14 protein-coding genes and 1 pseudogene are annotated in these 22,943 nt (G+C 58.5%); 12 read left to right on the forward strand and 3 right to left on the reverse strand.

The window, feature by feature from the left end; genetic code table 11:
- The first annotated feature begins 525 nt into the window (after positions 1–525).
- From EAH74_RS30205 to EAH74_RS30260, 12 genes are all read left to right on the forward strand, one after another.
- A complete protein-coding gene (locus EAH74_RS30205) occupies positions 526–1,842 on the forward strand; it encodes a nucleotide sugar dehydrogenase (RefSeq protein WP_123365359.1) in 1,317 nt (438 codons plus the stop codon).
- Between the two features lie 210 nt (positions 1,843–2,052).
- Positions 2,053–3,534 (forward strand): mannuronan synthase, encoded by a 1,482-nt coding sequence (gene alg8 / locus EAH74_RS30210; protein ID WP_430539809.1) that lies wholly within the window; start codon positions 2,053–2,055, stop codon positions 3,532–3,534.
- A gap of 35 nt (positions 3,535–3,569) precedes the next feature.
- Entirely contained in the window at positions 3,570–4,739 is a 1,170-nt protein-coding gene (locus EAH74_RS30215) for an alginate biosynthesis protein Alg44 (RefSeq protein ID WP_140683826.1), read from the forward strand.
- 11 nt (positions 4,740–4,750) lie between these two features.
- Entirely contained in the window at positions 4,751–6,157 is a 1,407-nt protein-coding gene (gene algK, locus EAH74_RS30220) for an alginate biosynthesis TPR repeat lipoprotein AlgK (protein ID WP_140683827.1), read from the forward strand.
- Positions 6,154–7,641, forward strand: a complete 1,488-nt coding sequence (locus EAH74_RS30225) for an alginate export family protein (RefSeq protein ID WP_140683829.1) — start codon at positions 6,154–6,156, stop codon at positions 7,639–7,641. Before algK ends, EAH74_RS30225 begins: the two co-directional genes overlap by 4 nt.
- Positions 7,642–7,667: 26 nt before the next feature.
- Positions 7,668–9,257 carry a mannuronan 5-epimerase AlgG gene (gene algG, locus EAH74_RS30230; RefSeq protein ID WP_140683830.1) on the forward strand — a complete coding sequence of 530 codons (1,590 nt, stop codon included), beginning with the start codon at positions 7,668–7,670 and terminating at the stop codon, positions 9,255–9,257.
- Positions 9,258–9,267: 10 nt separating this feature from the next.
- Positions 9,268–10,716, forward strand: coding sequence for an alginate O-acetyltransferase (locus tag EAH74_RS30235; RefSeq protein WP_140683831.1), 1,449 nt, complete (start codon positions 9,268–9,270; stop codon positions 10,714–10,716).
- Positions 10,717–10,723: 7 nt separating this feature from the next.
- Entirely contained in the window at positions 10,724–11,848 is a 1,125-nt protein-coding gene (locus tag EAH74_RS30240) for a mannuronate-specific alginate lyase (protein ID WP_140683833.1), read from the forward strand.
- A gap of 308 nt (positions 11,849–12,156) precedes the next feature.
- Positions 12,157–13,722: an MBOAT family O-acyltransferase gene (locus EAH74_RS30245; RefSeq protein WP_140683834.1), complete on the forward strand. Its 1,566-nt coding sequence runs from the start codon at positions 12,157–12,159 to the stop codon at positions 13,720–13,722.
- Positions 13,723–13,733: 11 nt separating this feature from the next.
- Positions 13,734–14,909: an alginate O-acetyltransferase gene (locus EAH74_RS30250; RefSeq protein WP_140683836.1), complete on the forward strand. Its 1,176-nt coding sequence runs from the start codon at positions 13,734–13,736 to the stop codon at positions 14,907–14,909.
- 17 nt (positions 14,910–14,926) lie between these two features.
- Complete coding sequence (locus tag EAH74_RS30255; RefSeq protein WP_129438307.1) at positions 14,927–15,580, forward strand: alginate O-acetyltransferase AlgF; 654 nt, start codon at positions 14,927–14,929, stop codon at positions 15,578–15,580.
- A 105-nt stretch (positions 15,581–15,685) separates the two neighbouring features.
- On the forward strand, positions 15,686–17,137 hold the full coding sequence (locus tag EAH74_RS30260) for a mannose-1-phosphate guanylyltransferase/mannose-6-phosphate isomerase (RefSeq protein WP_123365348.1): 1,452 nt from the start codon (positions 15,686–15,688) through the stop codon (positions 17,135–17,137).
- A gap of 78 nt (positions 17,138–17,215) precedes the next feature.
- Here EAH74_RS30260 and EAH74_RS30265 read toward each other — a convergent pair whose 3' ends face one another.
- From EAH74_RS30265 to EAH74_RS30275, 3 genes and pseudogenes are all read right to left on the reverse strand, one after another.
- On the reverse strand, positions 17,216–19,528 hold the full coding sequence (locus EAH74_RS30265) for an RHS repeat domain-containing protein (protein ID WP_240050585.1): 2,313 nt from the start codon (positions 19,526–19,528) through the stop codon (positions 17,216–17,218).
- A gap of 452 nt (positions 19,529–19,980) precedes the next feature.
- Positions 19,981–20,208, reverse strand: a pseudogene (locus EAH74_RS34030) (hypothetical protein); the annotation flags it as partial.
- Between the two features lie 245 nt (positions 20,209–20,453).
- A partial coding sequence (locus EAH74_RS30275; protein ID WP_140683837.1) for an RHS repeat domain-containing protein occupies positions 20,454–22,943 on the reverse strand: 2,490 nt, incomplete at its 5' end.

The raw sequence follows: 22,943 nt of genomic DNA on the forward strand, positions 1-22,943 counted from the left end.
ATTTCAGAATTCGCGATGGGCGGGCTGGAACTATGTCCAAATGCGTCGCTCATACCACCGGTAACCATTCTCTCTGAGCTTGTACGAGATAACTTACGCAGAGAAGAGATTCACGTAGCAAAGTTGTCACATTAACTTCTGCTTACTGGACCCTGATTTGGGCAACACATGAAGGATAGGAGATAAACATCATAAATATCCCCTACAAGGCCAAGGCAGCGCCCCTATAAACGTGCTCACCTGAGCACCCAACCGCTTGATTTACGGGCTTCTGGCCTGGCATTGAGCGCGCAAGACCTTTGCACGAATGTTTTCTGATTAGAAGACCTGCTGCATAACAGGGCACGCCATAACAATAAAAGCCTAGTTGCGCACATCTTGAGTGCATTTATTTAGACACTCGGAACTTATATGCCTGCACGCGGCATTGTGACGCCTTTAAGGCGCACTTCCGAGTGCACTATCACCGCTGAACACCATTAACTCCGGCCATGTAATGGCTTGATAAACACAGAGGTAATTGCGATGCGCATCAGCATATTTGGTTTGGGTTACGTCGGCGCAGTATGTGCCGGTTGCCTGTCTGCACGGGGCCATGACGTCGTTGGCGTCGATGTTGCCAAAGACAAAATCGATATGATCAACGCCGGTAAATCGCCGATCGTTGAACCGGGTCTGGGCGAGCTTCTGCAGAAGGGTATCGAGACGGGCAAATTGCGCGGCACGACCAACTTCGCCGAAGCGATTCGCGACACCGACCTGTCGATGATCTGCGTCGGCACGCCGAGCAAGAAGAACGGCGACCTGGAACTGAACTACATCGAAGCTGTGTGCCGCGAGATCGGTTTTGTCCTGCGTGACAAGACCACCCGTCACACCATCGTGGTTCGCAGCACCGTACTGCCAGGCACTGTGGCAAACGTAGTGATCCCGATCCTCGAAGACTGCTCCGGCAAGAAAGCCGGTGTCGACTTCGGTGTTGCAGTGAACCCTGAGTTCCTGCGTGAAAGCACCGCGATCGCCGACTACGACCTGCCGCCAATGACCGTTATCGGCGAGTTCGACAAGGCTTCGGGCGACGTTCTGCAATCGCTGTACGAAGAACTCGACGCGCCGATCATCCGCAAGGACATCGCCGTCGCCGAGATGATCAAGTACACCTGCAACGTGTGGCACGCCACCAAGGTGACCTTCGCCAACGAGATCGGCAACATCGCCAAGGCTGTCGGCGTCGATGGTCGCGAAGTGATGGAAGTGGTCTGCCAGGACAAGACGCTGAACCTGTCCCAGTACTACATGCGCCCTGGTTTCGCGTTCGGCGGTTCCTGCCTGCCGAAGGACGTTCGCGCCCTGACCTACCGCGCCGGCTCCCTGGACGTGGAAGCACCGCTGCTCAACTCGCTGATGCGCAGTAACGAGTCCCAGGTGCAGAACGCCTTCGACATCGTCTCCAGCCACGGCAAACGCAAAGTCGCCCTGCTGGGTCTGAGCTTCAAGGCCGGTACTGACGACCTGCGCGAAAGCCCGCTGGTTGATCTGGCGGAAATGCTGATCGGCAAGGGCTACGACCTGAGCATCTACGACACCAACGTCGAATACGCCCGTGTCCACGGTGCGAACAAGGATTACATCGAGTCGAAGATCCCTCACGTCTCGTCCTTGCTCAACGCCGATTTCGACGACGTGATCAACAACTCCGACGTGATCATCCTTGGTAACCGTGACGAGAAATTCCGCGCCCTGGCGCAGAACGCTCCACACGGCAAGCAAGTGATCGACCTGGTCGGTTTCATGTCCCAAGCCACCAGCGTGAGTGGCCGGACTGAAGGCATCTGCTGGTAATGCGGTCGTAGGAGCTGTCGAGTGAAACGAGGCTGCGATCTTTCCAGGTCCACTTGAGTTTCAAGCGAAAGATCAAAAGATCGCAGGCTTCGCCAGCTCCTACAGGATTTCTGGCGTCATCCAGACCGGATGTCGCCAGTTTTCGTAAGCCTGCCTTAACCCCATCGGGCCACCCCACAGGCTCGCCCGAGATAGAGACGGATGCAGATTATGCACAGGCTAAAGCACGGCCTACTTCAGGTCGCCGGTTGGCTGTTTTACCTAAGTTTATTGATGGGCATCGCCATGGCGTTGCCTGCGTCCACGTTCGACTCCGAGTCGAAGGACTTCATCTTCCTGATCGGTATCGTCGGTATCTGGCGCTACTCGATGGGTGCTACGCACTTTCTGCGCGGCATGCTGTTTCTGTACGTGGTCTACCCGCACCTGCGGCGCAAAGTGCGCAAGCTGGGTAAAACGGCAGACCCGTCCCATGTGTTTCTGATGGTCACCAGTTTTCGTATCGACGCGCTGACCACCGCCCAGGTCTACGCCTCGGTGATTCGCGAAGCGATCGACTGCGGACTGCCGACCACCATGGTCTGCTCCATCGTGGAAATGTCCGATGAGAAGCTGGTGAAAAGCCTCTGGACCAAAATGAATCCACCGGCTCGCGTCAAGCTCGACTTCGTGCGCATTCCCGGCACCGGCAAGCGTGACGGCCTGGCCTACGGTTTCCGCGCCATCTCCCGCCACCTGCCGGACGATCGCGCAGTGGTTGCAGTGATCGATGGCGACACCGTGCTCGCCGAAGGCGTCGTGCTCAAGACCGTGCCGTGGTTCCAGCTGTTCGGCAATGTCGGCGGCCTGACCACCAACGAGTTCTGCGAAGTGCGCGGCGGCTACATCATGAGCGAGTGGCACAAACTGCGATTCGCCCAGCGCCACATCAACATGTGCTCGATGGCCCTGTCCAAGCGCGTGCTGACCATGACCGGACGGATGTCGGTATTCCGCGCCACTGTGGTGACCAACCCGGACTTCATCGCCGACGTGGAAAGCGACTCGCTGCAACACTGGCGCCTGGGTCGCTTCAAGTTCCTCACCGGTGATGACAAGTCGAGCTGGTTCAGCTTGATGCGCCTGGGCTACGACACGTTTTATGTGCCGGACGCCGCCATTCACACCGTGGAACACCCACCGGAAAAAAGCTTCATCAAGGCCAGTCGCAAATTGATGTTCCGCTGGTACGGCAACAACCTGCGGCAGAACTCCCGCGCCTTGGGCCTGGGGATGAAACGTCTCGGCCTGTTCACTTCGGTGGTGCTGTTCGACCAGCGTGTGTCGATGTGGACGTCGCTGCTGGGCCTGACCGTCGCGCTCATCGCCACCTTCAAGTACGGCGTTGCGTTCATCCTGGTTTACCTGCTGTGGATCGGCATTACCCGCCTGATCCTGACCGTGCTGCTGTCTTTGTCCGGTCACACGATCGGCCCGGCCTACCCTGCGATTCTCTATTACAACCAGATCGTCGGCGCGCTGGTGAAAATCTACGTGTTCTTCCGCCTCGACCGACAGTCCTGGAGTCGCCAGCCCACTTCCCTGACCCGTGATCTCGCCAGCTTTCAAGGTTGGTTCAACACTTGGTCGTCTCGGACCATGACCTTCTCCGCCGGCAGCATTTTTGTTGCTGTGCTGCTGATGATGGTCTGACCGAACTCGCCTGAATTAACTAGGAAATCGTCCATATGAATACCGCCGTCAACGCCAACGTAGTGCATGAATCAGAAGCCCAGCGTCAGCACGCCCGGGTAAAAATCCCGGCCAAGCTGCGCTTCTACGGTCCTGACCGGACCCCGGTAGAAGCTCGGGTCATCGACCTTTCCGCTGGCGGCCTGGCTTTCAATGCCGGTCAGCTGCCTCTGAAAGTCGGCGACGTGTACAAGGCTCGCCTGCAGTTCGTCATCGATAACCTCGGCCTGGCCATGGACGTCGAGTTACTGGTGCGCTCCCACGACCGCGAAACCGGTCGTACCGGTTGCCAGTTCCAGAACCTCGAATCCCAGGATATTTCCACCCTGCGCCACCTGATCACTTCGCACCTGGCCGGCGACATCGTCACCATGGGTGAAGTGCTGGCCACCCTGCAACGCGACAACTTCACCAAAGCGCGCAAGGACAAGGATGGCGGCCACGGCATGACCCCGTTCGGTCGCCTGCGTGCAGTGACCTTCAGCCTCGCGATTTTCCTCGTCGGTCTGACGGCATTCGGCTTCATCTTCAAGTCGGTGTACGGCATGTACTTCGTCAGCCACGCCCAGGCCGGTCTGGTCAGCGTAGCGGGCATGAACATCACCATGCCGCGCGACGGCACGGTGCAGAGCCTGATCAAGGCCGACGGCGTTGCCGCCAAAGGCGCGCCGCTGGCAACCTTCAGCACCAGCATGCTCGATGTGCTCAAGGGCCATCTTGACGACAATCAACTACAACCGGCCAAGGTTGAAGAACTGTTCGGCAAGCAAATGACCGGCACCCTGACGTCGCCGTGCGATTGCACCGTAGCGCAGCAAATGGTCGCCAACGGTCAGTACGCCAGCAAGGGCGACGTGATCTTCCAACTGGTGCCGCGTAACAGCGAAGCCAACGTTGAAGCGCGCTTCACCTATCGCCAGTTCGGCGACGTGCTGCCGGGCAGCTCGGTCAGCTTCCAGATCGCCGGCGAAGACAAAACCCGCTCCGGCACGATCGTCAGCAGCACCAGCCTGAAAAGCGCCGACCTGTCGTCCGACATCCGCGTGATGATCAAGCCTGACGAGCCGCTGGACAGCAAATTCGCCGGTCGCCCGGTTGAAGTCAACGCCACCCGTGGTCCGAACCTGAACTGGCTGATCGACAAAGCCATGGCCGCCGGTCGTTAAAAAAAGAGGACATGCCCGTGACTAGCCCACTCAGAATCCTGCCAGTCCCGCTGACTCTGGCCATGGCAATTGCCCTGGCCGGATGCGCCGGCCTGCCCGACCAGCGTCTGGCCAACGAAGCCCTCAAGCGCGGTGATACCACGCTGGCGGCGCAGAATTACCAGCAACTGGCAGACCTGGGCTACAGCGAAGCACAGGTTGGCCTCGCCGATATCCAGGTCGACAGCCGTGACCCGGCGCAGATCAAGAAAGCCGAGGCGACTTATCGCGCTGCGGCCAGTGTCTCGCCGCGAGCTCAGGCTCGCCTGGGTCGTCTGCTGGTGGCCAAACCCGGCTCCACCGAAGCCGAACAGCACGAAGCCGAAGGCCTGTTGAAAAAAGCCTCGGCCAATGGTGAAGGCAACACCCTGATCCCGCTGGCGATGCTGTACCTGCAATACCCGCACAGTTTCCCGAACGTCAACGCGCAACAGCAGATCAGCCAATGGCGCGCCGAAGGCAAGCCGGAAGCGGGTCTGGCCCAAGTGCTGCTCTATCGCACCCAGGGCACTTACGACCAGCACCTGGACGAAGTGGAGACGATCTGCAAAGCCGCGTTGAACACCACCGACATCTGCTACGTCGAACTGGCCACGGTCTATCAGAAAAAAGCCCAGCCAGAGAAACAGGCCGAGCTGATCAAGCAAATGCAAGCCGCTCAGGCTCGCGGCGCGGTTTCCGCCCAGCGGGTGGACAGCGTGGCCCGCGTACTGGGCGATGCATCCCTGGGCACGACCGACGAGAAAACCGCCCAGTCGCTGCTCGAAGGCATCGCACCCGGCTACCCCGCTTCCTGGGTCAGCCTGGCGCAGCTGCTCTACGACTTCCCGGAACTGGGTGACGTCGACTTGATGATGAAGTACCTGGACAACGGCCGCGCCGCCGACCAGCCGCGCGCTGAACTGTTGCTGGGCAAGCTCTACTACGAAGGCAAAATGGTGCCGGCCGACGCGAAGGTCGCCGAAGAACACTTCAAGAAAGCCGTCGACAGAGAAGTGGCCGCCGATTACTACCTCGGCCAGATCTACCGTCGCGGTTACCTGGGCAAGGTCTATTCGCAGAAAGCGCTGGACCACCTGCTCAAGGCTGCGCGTAACGGCCAGAACAGCGCCGACTTCGCCATTGCCCAACTGTTCTCCCAAGGCAAGGGCACCCGGCCCGACCCGCTTAACGCTTATGTCTTCAGCCAATTGGCCAAAGCCCAGAACACCCCGCAAGCCACCGAGCTTGCACAAACACTTGAAGCCCAACTGCCGCCTGCCCAGCTCGCCGAGGCCCAACGCCTGTTGAAACAAGAACAGGCCGTTCGTGGTGCCTTGAGTCAGAACACGCTGGAACTGCATGCCCTGGAAGAAGAAGACGGCGAGGAATCCCTATGAAGTTGAATCCATTCGTTAAGGCCGGTATTGGCCTGTCATTCGCCCTGCTGTGGTCGTGCCCGACCCTGGCGGCCCTGACGGAAAGCAAGAACTACGGCCTTGACGTGAAAGTCACCGCACAGTCCGAAGACGACACTGACCTCGGTACGGCGAGCGGCGGCGACGTCAACGGCGTCGGCCTCGATTTGCGTCCATGGATTTATGGCGAGAGCGGTGCATGGAGCGCCTATGCCATGGGGCAGGCCGTGACGGCCACCGACATCATCGAGACGGACACCCTGCAACAGTCCGACAGCAACGGCACCCAGTCCACCGATAGCGGTGATCGCAAAACCAAGAAAAACTACCTGGCGATGCGTGAGTTCTGGGTCGGCTACCGCGGCCTGACGCCCTACCCCGGCGAGATGCTCAAGCTCGGGCGCCAGCGCCTGCACAACGACGACGGTCAATGGCGCGACACCAACATCGAAGCGCTGAACTGGACCTTCGACACCACCCTGTTGCGCGCCAACGCCGGTGTCGCCGAACGCTTCAGCGAATACCGTACCGACCTCACCGAGCTGGCCCCAAAAGACAAGGATCGCCTGCACGCCTACGCCGATGCGTCGTATCAGTGGACCCCGGGCAACTGGGTCGGCATTCGCGGTCATCACACCCACGATGACGGCAAGCTCGACTACGCGCAGCCAGGTGTTCCCGCCGATTCCCTGGACAAGAAACAGAATGGCGACATCAGCTGGCTCGGCCTTACCGCCGACAGCGATGCCTACAACTGGCGCAACACCAACACCGTCAACTACTGGGGCAGCGTCACCGGCATGAGCGGCGACCGCGACAAGGTCAACCCGCTGAACGCCGACGGCACCGCGCCGGCCCAAGCCAAGACCAGCGGCGACGTCGACGGCTGGGCCACTGACCTGGGCGTGCGTCTGCGCCTGGATCCGCAATGGCAAGTCGGTGCAGCGTATGCCCGCGCCAGCGCCAATTACGAACAGAACGGCCTGGAAAGCAACCGTTCAAACTACACCGGTACGCGCTCGCGTGTTCACCGTTTCGGCGAGGCTTTCCGCGGCGAAATGCAAAACATGCAGTCCGCCACTCTGTTCGGTTCGTGGATGCTCAACGATGAATACGACGCCAGTGTGATCTACCACAAATTCTGGCGTGTCGACGGTAACAAGCCAGTCGGCAGCAATGGCATCAACGCCGTCGAGAACAACACCGACGACGCGACCGGCGCGATTCTTTCCAGCACGTCCCTGCCGCTGGAAGACGGTAGCAAGGACCTCGGCCAGGAAATGGACGTGGTCGTCACCAAGTACTTCAAGCAAGGCCTGCTGCCCGCCTCCTTGAGCCAGTCGATCGATGAGCCTTCGGCCCTGGTGCGGTTGCGTGGCGGTGTGTTCAAGCCCGGCGATGCGTATGGCAAAGGCGTCGACTCGTACATGCACCGCGCGTTTATCGACGTGATCTGGCGCTTCTGATGCGAACCGCTAAGGGAGTTCCTGACATGAACAGTCCGAAGAGAGGCTCAATAACCTTGCTGGCCGGCGCGATGTTGCTGGCCAGCACGGCAGCCTTCGCCACAGTGGAGCCGGCCTCGCCCGTTCAAAAAGGGCAACCGGCGACCATTGCAAAAGGGTTGCAACAGGCCAAGACCTACACCGTCAGCAGCGCCCCGACTGCGCCGCTGGAGCTGGCCAAGCCGAAACTGCCGGACACCTCCGGCTACACCGCCGAAGCCATCGCCGCGAAAGTCGTGCGCACCAAGCCCGGCAAAATCAGCGTGCGCCGGATGATGCAGGAAAACGCCCTGAAGGACTTCATCGGCGGCGATAACAAGATGGCCGAATGGGTCGTGCGTCAGCACGGTATCCCACAGGCGATTTTCATCGACGACGGCTACATGAACCTCAAGGATCTGGCCAAGAAAGTACCCAAGCAGTACTTCAGCGAAACCTCGCCGGGTGTGTTCCTGGCGAAGCTGCCGATCGTGGTGGGTGAGAAAGGCATCCTGGAAATCGACAAGCAGACCCAGGAACTGCGCCTGTCCCAAGAGGGAGGGTCGTTCCTGGTCAACGACGGCCAGTTGTTTGTGCGTGATACCAAAATCACTGGCTGGAGCGAGAAGGCAAACGGCCCGGCGGCCTTCAAGTCGCCGAAGGAATTCCGTCCGTTCCTGCTGTCCTGGGGCGGCACCCAGACCTACATCGCCAACAGCAAGATCGCCAGTTTCGGCTACGCCAACAGTAAGTCCTATGGCGTGAGTATTTCCCAATACACGCCGAACATGGCCAAGGTGCTCAAGCGCCCTGAACCGAGCGGCTGGATCGTCGGCTCCGAGTTCTCGGACATGTGGTACGGCTTCTACTGCTACGAAACCCGCGACTTTGTGGTCAAGGGCAACACCTACAAAGACAACATCGTCTACGGCATTGACCCGCATGACCGTTCCCACGGTCTGATCATTGCCGACAACACAGTGTTCGGGACCAAGAAGAAGCACGGGATCATTATTTCCCGTGAAGTAAACGACAGCTTCATCTTCAACAACCGCAGCTACGACAACAAATTGTCGGGCCTGGTGATCGACCGTAACAGCGTCAACAACCTGATCGCCTACAACGAGATCTACAAGAACCACACTGACGGCATCACCCTCTACGAGAGTGCCGACAATCTGCTGTGGGGTAACAAGGTGATCAGCAACCGACGCCACGGCATCCGGATTCGTAACAGCGTGAACATCCGCCTCTACGAAAACCTGTCCATGGCCAACGGCCTGACCGGCGTCTACGGGCACATCAAGGACCTGAGCGACACCGACCGGGACATCAAGCTCGACCCATTCGATGCCCAGGTGTCCCTGATCGTGGTCGGCGGCGAACTGGCCGGCAACGGCAGCGGCCCGCTGTCCATCGACTCGCCGTTGAGCGTGGAGTTGTATCGCGTGTCCATGCTCGCGCCGACCAAATCCAGCGGCATCAGCTTCTCGGGGATTCTCGGCGAACGCCAGGATGAAATTCTCGACCTGCTGGTGCGCCAGCAGAAAGCCGTGCTGATCGACCCTGTCGAACGCCAGACCAAACTGCGGGACTGAGGATAATTTTATGCACCCACACTTGATCAAATTACTCAGCCTGTCGGCCCTGACCGCCGGCATTCTCGCGGCCAGCGCCGGCGCTCGTGCCGATGAAGCCAAAGCACCAGCCTTCAGTGCCGAACCGTGCTGCAACCTGTGTCCGGAAGCCCACGACGCGAAGAACTACACCACGCGTTACCAGCAGAACTTCACCACGCTGGTGCAGGCCCAGGGCGACTGGTTGTTCCGTACGCAAGAAGACTTGCGCACCGAGTTCGACACCACCCCCGGCGGCTACAAACGCATGAAAGAACTGCACGATGCGTTCAAGAGCAAAGGCATTGAACTGGTCATCGTTTACCAGCCGACCCGTGGTCTGGTGAACCGCAACAAGCTCAACCCGGAAGACAAGGCCAAGTACGATTTCGACAAGGCCTTGAAGAACTACAAGACCATGCTCGGGCGTTTCGCCGCCATGGGTTACACCGTGCCGGACCTGTCGCCGCTGACCAACGAGTCGCTGCCTGACACCCTGCCGGCCCACGATTTCTACTTCCAGGGCGACCAACACTGGACGCCGTATGGCGCCCAGCGCACGGCGAAAATCGTCGGTGAGCAAATCAAGAAAATGCCGGCCTTTGCCGACGTGCCGAAGCGTGAATTCGAGAGCCATAAGTCGGGTCGTATGGGCAAGACCGGAACGTTACACAATATGGCCGGTCAACTCTGTGGCACTAGCTACGCGATCCAGTACATGGATCAGTTCACCACCGAGCCGAAAGGCGAAGCAGCTGATGGCGATCTGTTCAGTGATTCCGGCAATCCGGAAGTCACCCTGGTCGGTACCAGCCACAGTGGCAAGAACTACAACTTCGCCGGTTTCCTCGAAGAGGCCATCGGCGCCGACATCCTCAACGTGGCGTTCCCCGGCGGTGGCCTGGAAGGTTCGATGCTGCAGTACCTGGGCAGCGAAGAGTTCCAGAAGAAGCCGCCGAAGATTCTGATCTGGGAATTCTCGCCGCTCTATCGCCTCGACCAGGAAACCATCTACCGCCAGATGATGGCGCTGCTGGACAACGGTTGCGAAGGAAAGGATGCACAGATGACCGGCAGCACCACGTTGAAACCGGGCAAGAACGAATTGATGGTCAACAGCAAGAACCTGAACCTGCAAAACAGCAGCCACCAGGTTGATATCCGCTTCGCCGATCCGTCGGTGAAAACTCTGCAAGCCACCCTCTGGTACATGAACGGTCGCCACGAGGACATCAAAATCGAAAAACCGGAAACTTCCGACACCGACGGGCGTTTCGCCTTTGAGTTGCGCACGGACGAAGACTGGGCCTCGCAGAATCTGCTGGCCGTCGAAATCCAGGGCCCTGAAGCAGGTGCCGCGGGACAGAAAGTCGAAGCGAAAATCTGCAAACGCAATGTGTTCCCTGGCGCTGGGCAGCGTACCGCCCAGACCGGGCAATGAGGCAACTATGCAAACCCGAACTTTGAAAAGATTGATCGCACCGTCCCTGTTGAGCCTGGCCATGTTTGCCGGTGCGACTCAGGCCGCCGCGCCACTGCGCCCGCCACAGGGGTACTTCGCGCCGATTGAAAAAGTCAAAACCGGCGACAAGAGCGAAGGCTGCGACGCGATGCCGACGCCGTACACCGGCTCGCTGCAATTTCGCAGCAAATATGAAGGTTCCGACAAGGCCCGTTCGACCCTGAACGAGGCCTCGGAAAAAGCCTTCCGCGACACCACGGCCGACATCACCAAGATGGAACGCGGCACCAGCAAGCGTGTAATGCAGTTCATGCGTGACGGTCGTCCGGAACAACTCGAATGCACCCTGAACTGGTTGACCGCCTGGGCCAAGTCCGATGCGTTGATGTCCAAGGACTTCAACCACACCGGCAAGTCCATGCGCAAATGGGCGTTGGGCAGCATGGCGTCGGCGTACATCCGCCTGAAGTTCTCTGACTCCCATCCGTTGGCGAACCATCAGCAAGAGTCGCAACTGATTGAGGCCTGGTTCAGCAAAATGGCCGATCAGGTAGTCAGCGATTGGGACAACCTTCCGCTCGACAAGACCAACAACCACTCGTACTGGGCCGCCTGGTCGGTGATGGCCACTTCGGTCGCCACCAATCGCCGCGATCTGTTCGATTGGTCCGTGAAGGAATACAAGGTCGGCGTCAATCAAATCGACGCCCAAGGCTTCCTGCCCAACGAACTCAAGCGCCAGCAACGCGCCCTCTCCTACCACAACTATGCCCTGCCGCCACTGGCGATGATCGCCAGTTTCGCTCAGGTCAACGGTGTGGACTTGCGTCAGGAAAACAACGGCGCGCTGAAACGCCTGGGTGATCGAGTGTTGGCCGGGGTTAAAGACCCGGACGAATTCGAGAAGAAGAACGGTAAGGAACAGGACATGACCGACCTGAAAGTCGACTCGAAATTCGCCTGGCTCGAACCGTTCTGCTCGCTCTACACCTGCTCGCCGGATGTGCTTGAGAAAAAACACGAGATGCAGCCGTTCAAGACTTTTCGATTGGGTGGTGATTTGACCAAGGTCTACGACCCGGCCAACGAAAAAGGCAAAAAAGGTTCGTGAGTTGTGGTGGGGCTGAAAACCAGCCCCTCACCCTAACCCTCCCGGAGCGCCGTACCGCCCCGGAGGGGCGAGGGGACTGACCGAGGTGGCGGTTCGAACTTCGGCGACCTGCGATATCGAGCCGATCTCAAGTTCCGAAACGACTGAGATCAGGCTCCCTCTCCCCTCCGGGGAGAGGGCGGGGGGTGAGGGTCGGTCTTGCGACCAGCCACAACCCTCAAGGAAACACCGTATTGCCCCCCGAATTCCGTGGGGGGTTTGGGGGGGCCGTTGGCCCTTGACTGTTGGTTAAACATGGAGAGACCGGGATGGTATTTTCATCCAACGTGTTCCTGTTTTTGTTCTTGCCGATCTTTCTCGGCATGTACTACTTAAGCGGAATACGCTATCGCAACCTGCTGCTGCTGATCGCCAGCTACGTGTTCTATGCCTGGTGGCGTGTGGACTTCCTTGCGCTGTTCGCAGCCGTCACCCTGTGGAACTACTGGATCGGCCTCAAAGTGGGTGCCGCAGGCGTTCGGACCAAACCGGCACAACGCTGGTTGCTCCTGGGCGTGGCCGTCGACCTGTGCATTCTCGGCTACTTCAAGTACGCCAACTTCGGCGTCGACAGCATCAACGCGATGATGACCTCCGTCGGTCTGTCGCCGTTCATACTGACCCACGTGCTGTTGCCGATCGGGATCTCGTTCTACATCTTCGAGTCCATCAGCTACATCATCGACGTCTACCGTGGTGATACCCCGGCGACCCGCAACCTGATCGACTTTGCCGCTTTCGTGGCGATCTTCCCGCACCTGATCGCCGGTCCGGTGTTGCGCTTCCGCGATCTCGCCGACCAGTTCAACAATCGCACCCACACCCTCGACAAGTTCTCCGAAGGTGCGACGCGATTCATGCAGGGTTTCATCAAGAAGGTCTTCATCGCCGACACCCTCGCGGTGGTGGCCGACCATTGCTTCGCCTTGCAGAACCCGACCACGGGCGATGCCTGGCTCGGCGCGCTGGCCTACACCGCGCAGCTGTATTTCGACTTCTCCGGTTACAGCGACATGGCAATCGGTCTGGGCTTGATGATGGGTTTCCGCTTCATGGAAAACTTCAAACAGCCGTACATCAGCCAGTCGATCACCGAGTTCTGGCGTCGCTGGCACATCAGCCTGTCCACCTGGTTGCGTGACTACCTGTACATCACGCTGGGCGGTAACCGTAAAGGTACGCTGATGACCTATCGCAACCTGTTCCTGACCATGTTGCTCGGTGGTCTGTGGCACGGCGCGAACATCACCTACATCGTCTGGGGTGCGTGGCACGGTATGTGGCTGGCGATCGAAAAAGCCCTCGGCCTGAACACCTCGCCGCGCAGCATCAACCCGATCCGCTGGGCACTGACCTTCCTGCTCGTGGTCATGGGCTGGGTAATCTTCCGCTCGGAAAACCTGCACGTCGCCGGTCGTATGTACGGCGCGATGTTCAGCTTCGGCGAATGGTCACTGTCGGAACTCAACGCGGCCAGTCTCACCGGTCTGCAAGTGGCGACTCTGGTAGTGGCTTACATGACCCTGGCGTTCTTCGGCATCCGTGACTTCTACACCAACCTGCCGCCTGAGAAGACCAAGCCTGTTGTGAACGTCGAGGCCGATGGCCCGGCCACCGCGACGCCTGGAATGATCAAAGCCGTACCGGGCGACAACCCGGGCAGCATCCACGAGCCTGGCTACACCGTCGGCGTTGAAGCGACTGTGCAACCGGCCTACTGGACGGCGGACTGGTCTCGTTACGTGATGCGCACGCTGGTACTGGTGCTGTTCATCGCCTCGATTTTCAAACTCTCGGCGCAAAGCTTCTCGCCGTTCCTTTACTTCCAGTTCTGAGGGATCTGACTATGACCCGCTCATTACGCATCCTCTACATCAGCCTGTTCATGGTGACGCTGTTGGTCCTGGGCCTGTGGTCCACGCGCAGTTTCCTGGGCTTCAGCACCTCTGCCGAAACGACGGTACTCAACGGCCGCTGGACCAAAGCCGTGGAGACGCACTACGACGACGAGTTTCCGATCAAGCGCCTGGGCACCAACCTTTGGGCTGCGCTGGATTTCAAACTGTTCAACGAAGGTCGTCCGGGCGTCGTGCTCGGCCGCGATCAGTGGTTGTACAGCGATGAGGAATTCAACCCGATCGTCAACGAAGAGCTGAACCTGCAAGGCAACTACGCGCTGGTTGAAGGCGTGCGCCAGGAACTGAAGGCGAAAGGCGTGAAACTGGTCATGGCGATCGTGCCGGCCAAGACTCGCCTGTACCCGGAACACCTGGGTGAAGTGAAGCCTTCGAGCATCCACGCCAACCTCTATGAAGACTTCCACGCTCATGTGGCGGCCAACAAGATCCTCGCTCCCGACCTGTTCGGCCCGATGCTGAAGGCCAAGCTGGATGGTCAGCAAGTGTTCCTGCGCACCGACACTCACTGGACCCCGGAAGGCGCGCAAATCGCTGCTGAAACCCTGGCCAAAACCATCGCCGAAAAAACCCCGCTGAGCGGCGAGCCGCAACACTTCATCACTGAACCTGCGGAGAAGGTAACTCACAAGGGCGACCTGCGGTTGTTCCTGCCGCTGGACCCGCTGTTCGAAAACCTGATGCCTAAGCCTGAGCCGTTACAGAAGCGCAACACCGTCGCGGCGCAAGACCAGCCTGCCGGTGATGACGCCCTGTTCGCCAACGCTGAAGTGCCGGTGGCCCTGATCGGCACCAGCTACAGCGCCAACCCCAACTGGAACTTCGTCGGTGCGCTGAAACAAGCGCTGAACAGCGACGTGGTCAATTACGCCGAAGACGGCCATGGCCCGATTCTGCCGATGCTCAGCTATCTGAAAAGTGATGCTTTCAAGAACAGCCCGCCACAGGTGCTGATCTGGGAGTTTCCTGAACGTTATCTGCCTGTGAACAACGAAATCGGTGACGCCGACCCGCAGTGGGTCGCAGAGCTCAAAGAAGCCGGCGCTCGCCAACAAAACGTAGCAGCAAACACTAAATCCGAGACGCCCGACCGGGCGCAAAACTGAAAGAGAGAGGTACTACCATGACTTTCACTACTACTCCTCGCCGTCTCGCCAAGACCTTCGCACTCGTTGCTGGCATGAGCGTATTGTCGATGTCCGCCTTCGCTGGCGACGCCGCACTCTACGGCCCGACTGCACCGAAAGGTTCGAGCTTTGTACGTGTCTACAACGCCGGTAACGCTGAAGTCAGCGCCACCGTCGGCACCACCAACCTGGCCGAAGTCGCGCCGCTGTCGAGCACTGACTTCAGCTTCATGCCGGGCGGCGACTACAGCGCCAAGGTCGGTAGCCAGTCCCTGCCGGTGAAACTGGCCGGTGATCACTATTACACCCTGGTCAACAACGCCAGCGGCGCACCACAACTGATCGAAGAGCCGCCGTTCAAGAACAAGCAGAAATCCCTGGTCCGCGTGCAGAACCTCAGCGACAAGGCCCTGACCCTGAAAACCGCTGACGGCAAGACCGAAGTGGTCCCGACCGTGGCCGCCAAGGGCCGTGGCGAACGTGAAATCAACCCGGTCAAAGTCAGCCTGGCGCTATACGATGGCGACAAGAAAGTCGGCGACGTAAAACCGGTTGCCCTGGAACGCGGTGAAGCCGCCGTGCTGTATGTGACCGGCACCGGCAGCAGCCTGGCGCCAGTCTGGGTAAAACGCCCGGTTTCGACGCGCTAATCATTTTGTCGGTAGCCCACGGGCTACCCGGACACGGAATAAGAACAAGAGTGAAACGACAGAACGCAGTAGCTCTGACCCATACGATTTTCAAGGAGTAACAACATGATTCCGGTGATCTTGTCAGGTGGTAGTGGCTCACGTCTTTGGCCGCTTTCGCGTAAGCAATTCCCCAAGCAATTCCTCGCCCTGACCGGCGAACAAACACTGTTCCAGCAAACCCTGGAACGCCTGGTGTTCGAAGGTATGGACACCCCCATCGTGGTCTGCAACAAGGAACACCGTTTCATCGTCAACGAGCAACTGGCCGCCCGTAAACTGGACGTGCAGCGCATCCTGATGGAACCGTTCGGCCGCAACACCGCGCCAGCCGTGGCCTTGACCGCACTGATGCTGGTCAACGAAGGTCGCGACGAATTGATGCTGGTGCTGCCAGCCGACCACGTGCTGGAAGATCAGAAAGCCCTGCAACGCGCGCTGGCCCTGGCCACGGTCGCTGCAGAAAACGGCGAAATGGTGCTGTTCGGCGTACCGGCCACCAAACCGGAAACCGGCTACGGCTACATCAAGTCGGCCAATGATTCGCTGCTGCCCGAAGGCGTCAGCCGCGTCTCGCACTTCGTCGAAAAACCGGACGTGAAACGCGCCACCGAGTTCGTCGAGTCCGGCGGTTATTTCTGGAACAGCGGCATGTTCCTGTTCCGCGCCAGCCGTTTCCTCGAAGAGCTGAAAAAACACGATCCGGACATCTACGACACCTGCGTGCTGACCCTGGAACGCAGCGAGCAGGATGCCGACACGGTCGACATCGACTCCGCCACCTTCGCTTGCTGCCCGGACAATTCCATCGACTACTCGGTGATGGAAAAAACCCAGCGCGCCTGCGTTGTACCGCTGACCGCGGGCTGGAGCGATGTCGGCTGCTGGGCGTCGTTGTGGGAAGTGAATGAAAAAGACGCCAACGGCAACGTCACCAAAGGCGATGTGGTCATTCAGGACAGCAAAAACTGCATGATCCACGGCAACGGCAAACTGGTGTCGGTGATCGGCCTGGAAAACATCGTGGTCGTCGAAACCAAGGACGCCATGATGATCGCCCACAAGGACAAGGTCCAAGGCGTGAAACAGATGGTCAACACCCTCAACGAGCAGGGCCGCAGCGAAACCCAGACCCACTGCGAAGTCTATCGTCCGTGGGGTTCCTACGACTCGGTGGACATGGGCGGCCGCTTCCAGGTCAAGCGCATCTCGGTCAAACCGGGCGCGTGCCTGTCGTTGCAGATGCACCACCACCGCGCCGAACACTGGATCGTGGTCAGCGGCACTGCTGAAGTGACCTGCGACGAAAACGTGTTCCTGCTGACTGAAAACCAGTCGACCTACATCCCGATCGCCTCGGTCCACCGCTTGCGCAATCCGGGCAAGATCTCGCTGGAAATCATCGAAGTGCAATCGGGCAGCTATCTGGGCGAAGACGATATCGAGCGGTTTGAAGATATCTACGGTCGTTCCACCCCGATCGAACGCGGCGTGTCGGTGAAAACCATCGCGCAGTGATTGATCTGTAACACAAGAAGCCCCCGTCCGACCCGCTGCGTTTCCCTATCCGCAGCGGGTTGGGTGGGGGCTTTTTTATCACGTCAATTTGGCGCCAGATCTCGAGGCAATGGCCGCTGATCGTGGGTTGACCGCTTGAGTAGTGATTTTTACCACCTTACTGGTCTTGTTTATCCTGTTCAAAGACTTGAGTGTCAGAAAGTTGCCCACGCCTCGTACATTAGAGATGTTTTTCGATATCAGCTCGGCGTTTATGGCCTCTTTCAGTTCGTCTGGCTTCAGCTGGGAGGCGGGGTTGGCCACCAAAATATCCACGTTCGCCTCAACATCATTATCATTACTGGCCCCCCCCTTAAGCGTAGTGGTGGAAATCGCGGCGATTGCGTAAATTTGCCTGGTTCCGGCAGATTTCAGCTTGTCCTCTTTTTTCAGAATCGCAAAGAACCTGTCCTCGTATATTGTTGTTGGCTCGGCACTTCCTGAATCCGGCTCGATAATCCAGGGATTCTGAAACCTCTCCTCCACCAACTCCGCCATCCAAGATGAGAGTGATTCTCCTAATTCAAGATTCTTCTGGGCCTCGCCCGATCTGGCCGGAAACATCCTTAAGGCTTGCCTGTACACACTTTTGTAATCCAGCAAGCTGCGTTTCAACTCATCTTTGCCAAAGGCGTACTTGGTGTCCACGCCCGCTTCCACCGCTTTGAATTTGGAGCTGGTTTTAAACGCCTTGGTTTTATCGTCAAATACCGCGACTTTTGCGACCATTGCCTTGGCCTTCAATCCCATCCGCTGAAGCGTGCCGAGGTTGATTTCGTAGCTCCCTACTTCATCACGTTGCAGGCCGGATGAATCAATAAACGTCATTGGGTTGTTCAGCACCATCGAGAACAGATTCAATCCATCCAAATCCCCCGCCGGATCGGGATTGAGCCAGCGCTGCAACCACGGTATGTAGTACCGATATCCATAGTAATAAAGCCCCGTCGCATCCCGCTCTTTACCCGAATAGCGAACGGTTTTGTAATCCCCATCGGTGTCATTCGGGCCGGCAGACCAGGCGCTTTCACCAAAGGGGTAATAAGTTTCCTGACTGATGACTCGCGCATCGTCGGTGAGCTCCAGGGTGCAGGAGTTCAGATGATCAACCAGGTTGTAACGGTACTGATCGTTGGTCACACCGGGCGGCGGATCGGTTTCCCAATGCAGCACCCGAACACTGTTGAGCCCGGCCTGCGCGGTGATGACCTCTAGCACCTTTCCGGTGCCGCTGTCGGTGTGAATTTCCCCCCCCGGTAAATAACGTACTTCGGCCACCACGGTTCGGGCATTGGTGTTCAGTGAGCGGATTTTGCGCACGCGCTGGCCACCGCCATCGTAGACATAGGCCTCCCGGTCATTGCGCCCGGAAGCGCGCTCCACCGGACTGACCGATTCCAACTGGTTACGCAGGCCCCACGTCAAAAACCGTCCCTGATCCAGCTCCAGAAAATTGCCCTTGGCATCGAACGCAGCGGCGATTGCTTCTTCGGTGGGCGGTACGCTGTTGCGCCAGGGCAGGCAGCGGTTGCTGTATCGCGCCGCCTTCAGTTCACGCCCCGGACTTTGCGCTCCGACGTGCGTTAGCTTCAGCAGGTTGCCAGCCTCGTCATAGCTATAGGTCTGGTGATAGTTGCTGACCGCCGCCGGATCGGCCCGCCCCACGGATTCCGGTCCCTGGTTAGGGCCGCCCGCCTCCCAGCCAAAGGCCTCGATCAATTGGTAAAGGCTGTCGTAGATAAAGCGACTGACCGGATCGATACGCTGGTTGGCGAAATAACGCACCGGCAGGGCCTTGTCCTCGATGCTGAGAACGTTGCCCATTCGGTCATAGTCATAGATCAGATGCTGCAACAACCGAGCACTCCCGTCCTGTGCCCGGCGCTCCATCAACACACCGTCTTCAGCGCGGTAAAGGAGGGTTGTTTCTACATCGTTACCCGCCACTTCCCGTTCAACCTTTCCCTCGGCGCTGTACTGGATATCGCTGACCAGCGTTTGCCAGGTGGTCAGCCCCTGAAGTTGCAGACGCGTCTCACGCAAGCGACCGTCAAGGGTCAGGCTGAAGGTCTGGCGGTTCTCCTTGGCATCGACCTGTTCCAGCACATCATTCAGCGGACCGAAGCTCCACGTCGAAGCGGCGCCCTCCCCCGGCTCAAGCAGGCGCTGACGATCGGGTTCCAACTCCGGCCAGTCAGGTGCAACAGGGGCCAGGGTGAAGTGACGGACTTGCTTCACGCATTGGTCGGTGATTGAAAACGCCTCGAACAGCACCGTCCCGGCAGGGTCGTCATGACGGATCAACTGCCCGCATTGATTCCGGACGCCATGATCGGGACCGCCATAGGCCATGCGTTCAACCGCCCTTCGCGGTTCAGCCACGCCCTGTTCGAACACCACCACGGGACGAAGCAAATCGTCGTACTCGACCTTGCGTCCGGTGCCTCGACTGTCCCACCCCAGCAAAACCTCATTGCCCAGACCTGGCAGGGTGAGCTGCCAACCGGCATCGACGCTGTCAGTGAACAGCGCGTTACCCGACAGNGGTCGTCATGACGGATCAACTGCCCGCATTGATTCCGGACGCCATGATCGGGACCGCCATAGGCCATGCGTTCAACCGCCCTTCGCGGTTCAGCCACGCCCTGTTCGAACACCACCACGGGACGAAGCAAATCGTCGTACTCGACCTTGCGTCCGGTGCCTCGACTGTCCCACCCCAGCAAAACCTCATTGCCCAGACCTGGCAGGGTGAGCTGCCAACCGGCATCGACGCTGTCAGTGAACAGCGCGTTACCCGACAGCGAAAACACCGTCGTGAGGTTGGCGGGCGTCAGCGGCTCCTCTTGTTTCAGCGCCCAAAGCCGTGGATCCCACTGTTCAACCGCACGTCCTGCGGCATCGTGAAAGGTGCGATTGATGCGCGCCTGTGCGGGGTCACCTTCGACCTCGCGCCAATAATCAACCGAACGGATCGACAGACCACGCGGGTCGACAACGGACAAGCCGGGTGTTTTGTGGTGCATTCCCATCGTCAAGGCCTGCATGCCCGTGTCGCCCCTGTTTACCAGTGGTCATCTAACCGTTCGTGAACATTCCCGGCTACTGTCAGAAATTACAGTGCCGACCAACGGCATTAATAGAGTGCGTCGCTCTGTGCCAATCGAACGCGGCGTGTCGGTGAAAACCATCGCAGTGATTGATCTGTAACACAAGAAGCCCCCGTCCGACCCGCTGCGCTTCCCTTTTCGCAGCGGGTGGGGTGGGGTGGGGGGTTTTAGCTTTTTTTGACCCATTTGGCTCCGAACTTGCTGGCGATCTTGGCGGAGCGTGGATTTATCGCCTCGGTTATAACTTTTGTAACATTCATACTCTTCGACACGGACGCTAATGACTGCACCGTCAAGTAAGTTCCTACTCCTCGCATGTGGGGTAGTCCTCCCATCGAAGCATCGTTGCTCACTTTCTCCCCCGGTCGCTCCTCGGCACCCTGGGTGTCAGGGTGGACGATGGTTTGAACAACAGTTACTTCTGTCCTACCCTTTTCTGTAAAAGTGCTCAACTCGGTTAACCCGTAAATTTTTCGCTGTTCAGGTAGCTTGCTCTTATCCGCCCTTTTCAGAACAGCAAAGAATCGTCGTTCAACGACAGTATCAGGATGCATATTCGGGGCATCCAGAGTGCTCGACGCCGCCACAAACGTGTCATTGGCGCTTCGCAACATGTAACCCGAAACACTTTCCCCGAGACTATCATTAGACTCTTCCCCTCCCACCTTTCTTTGCGGCGAAGCTTTCAAGCGGCGACTATAAACATTCTTATAGTCCCTCAAATTTTTCTTTACCTCATCGCCACTCACCAGATACTTGCTCTCCATTTCAACCTCTACAACTTTAAAGTCATTTGACTCTTTGTACTTGCCCGATGACTTATCAAAAACGCTGATTTTGCTCTTCAATTTCGCCGCTTTCAGCAACAACTTCTGTTTTAACCCAACTTCTACCTCATAGTTTCCAGTCTTCGCTAACCCATTTGCATCCCAAAGAGTCATCGGATTATTAATGACCATCGCATAAAAATTCAGACCATCCACATCCCCGGCAGGATCGGGATTCAACCAACGCTGCAACCACGGGATGTAATACCGAAACCCATAGTAATAAAGCCCCGTCGCATCCCGCTCCTTGCCCGAATACCGAACGGTTTTGTAATCCCCATCGGTGTCGTTCGGGCCGGCAGACCAGGCGGTTGTACCAAACGGATGATAGGTTTCCCGGCTGATGAATCGCGCATCATCGGCGAGTTCCAGCGTGCAGGAGTTCAGATGATCAACCAGGTTGTAACGGTACTGATCGTTGCTCACGCCGGACGGCGGATCGGTTTCCCAATGCAGCACCCGTACGCTGTTGAGTCCGGCCTGAGCGGTGATGACCTCTAGCACCTTTGCGGTGCCGCTGTCGGTGCGAATTTCCACCCCCGGTAAATAACGTACTTCGGCCACCACGGTTCGGGCATTGGTGTTCAGTGAGCGGATTTTGCGCACGCGCTGACCACCGCCATCGTAGACATAGGCCTCCCGGTCATTGAGTCCCGACTCACGCTCCACCGGGCTGACCGACTGCAACTGGTTACGCAGATCCCACGTCAAAAACCGTCCCTGATCCAGCTCCAGCAAATTGCCCCGAGTGTCGAACGCAGCGGCGATTGCTTCCTCGGTGGGCGGCACGCTGTTGCGCCAGGGCAGGCAGCGGTTGCTGTATCGCGCCGCCTTCAGTTCACGCCCCGGACTTTGCGCTCCGACGTGCGTTAGCTTCAGCAGGTTGCCAGCCTCGTCATAGCTATAGGTCTGGTGATAGTTGCTGACCGCCGCCGGATCGGCCCGCCCCACGGATTCCGGTCCCTGGTTAGGGCCGCCCGCCTCCCAGCCAAAGGCCTCGATCAATTGGTAAAGGCTGTCGTAGATAAATCGACTGACCGGATCGATACGCTGGTTGGCGAAGTAACGCACCGGCATTGCCTTGTCCTCGATGCTCAGGACATTGCCCATCCGGTCATAGTCATAGATTAGATGCTGCAACGACCGAGCACTGGCGTCCTGTGCCCGGCGCTCCATTAATAAGCCATCTTCAGCGCGGTAAAGGAGAGTTGTTTGTACATGGTTGCCGGCGGTTTCGTGCGTCACTTGCCCCTCGGCGTTGTACTGGATATCGCTGACCAGCGTTTGCCAGGTGCTCAGCCCCTGAAGCTGCAGGCGCGTCTCACGCAAGCGACCGTCAAGGGTCAGGCTGAAGGCCTGACGGTTGCCCTTGGCATCGACCTGTTCCAGCACATCATTCAGCGGACCGAAGCTCCACGTCGAAGCGGCTCCCTCCCCCGGCTCAAGCAGCCGCTGGCGATCGACTTCCAACTGTGGCCAATCAGGTGCAACAGGGTCCAGGGTGAAGTGACGGACCTGCTTCACGCATTGGCCGGTGATTGAAAACGCCTCGAACAGCACCGTCCCGGCAGGGTCGTCATGACGGATCAACTGCCCGCATTGATTCCGGACGCCATGATCGGGACCGCCATAGGCCATGCGTTCAACCGCCCTTCGCGGTTCAGCCACGCCCTGTTCGAACACCACCACGGGACGAAGCAAATCGTCGTACTCGACCTTGCGTCCGGTGCCTCGACTGTCCCACCCCAGCAAAACCTCATTGCCCAGACCTGGCAGGGTGAGCTGCCAACCGGCATCGACGCTGTCAGTGAACAGCGCGTTACCCGACAG

It is taken from the genome of Pseudomonas mandelii (assembly GCF_006438925.1).
In the GTDB taxonomy this organism is placed as follows: Bacteria; Pseudomonadota; Gammaproteobacteria; order Pseudomonadales; family Pseudomonadaceae; genus Aquipseudomonas; species Aquipseudomonas mandelii_C.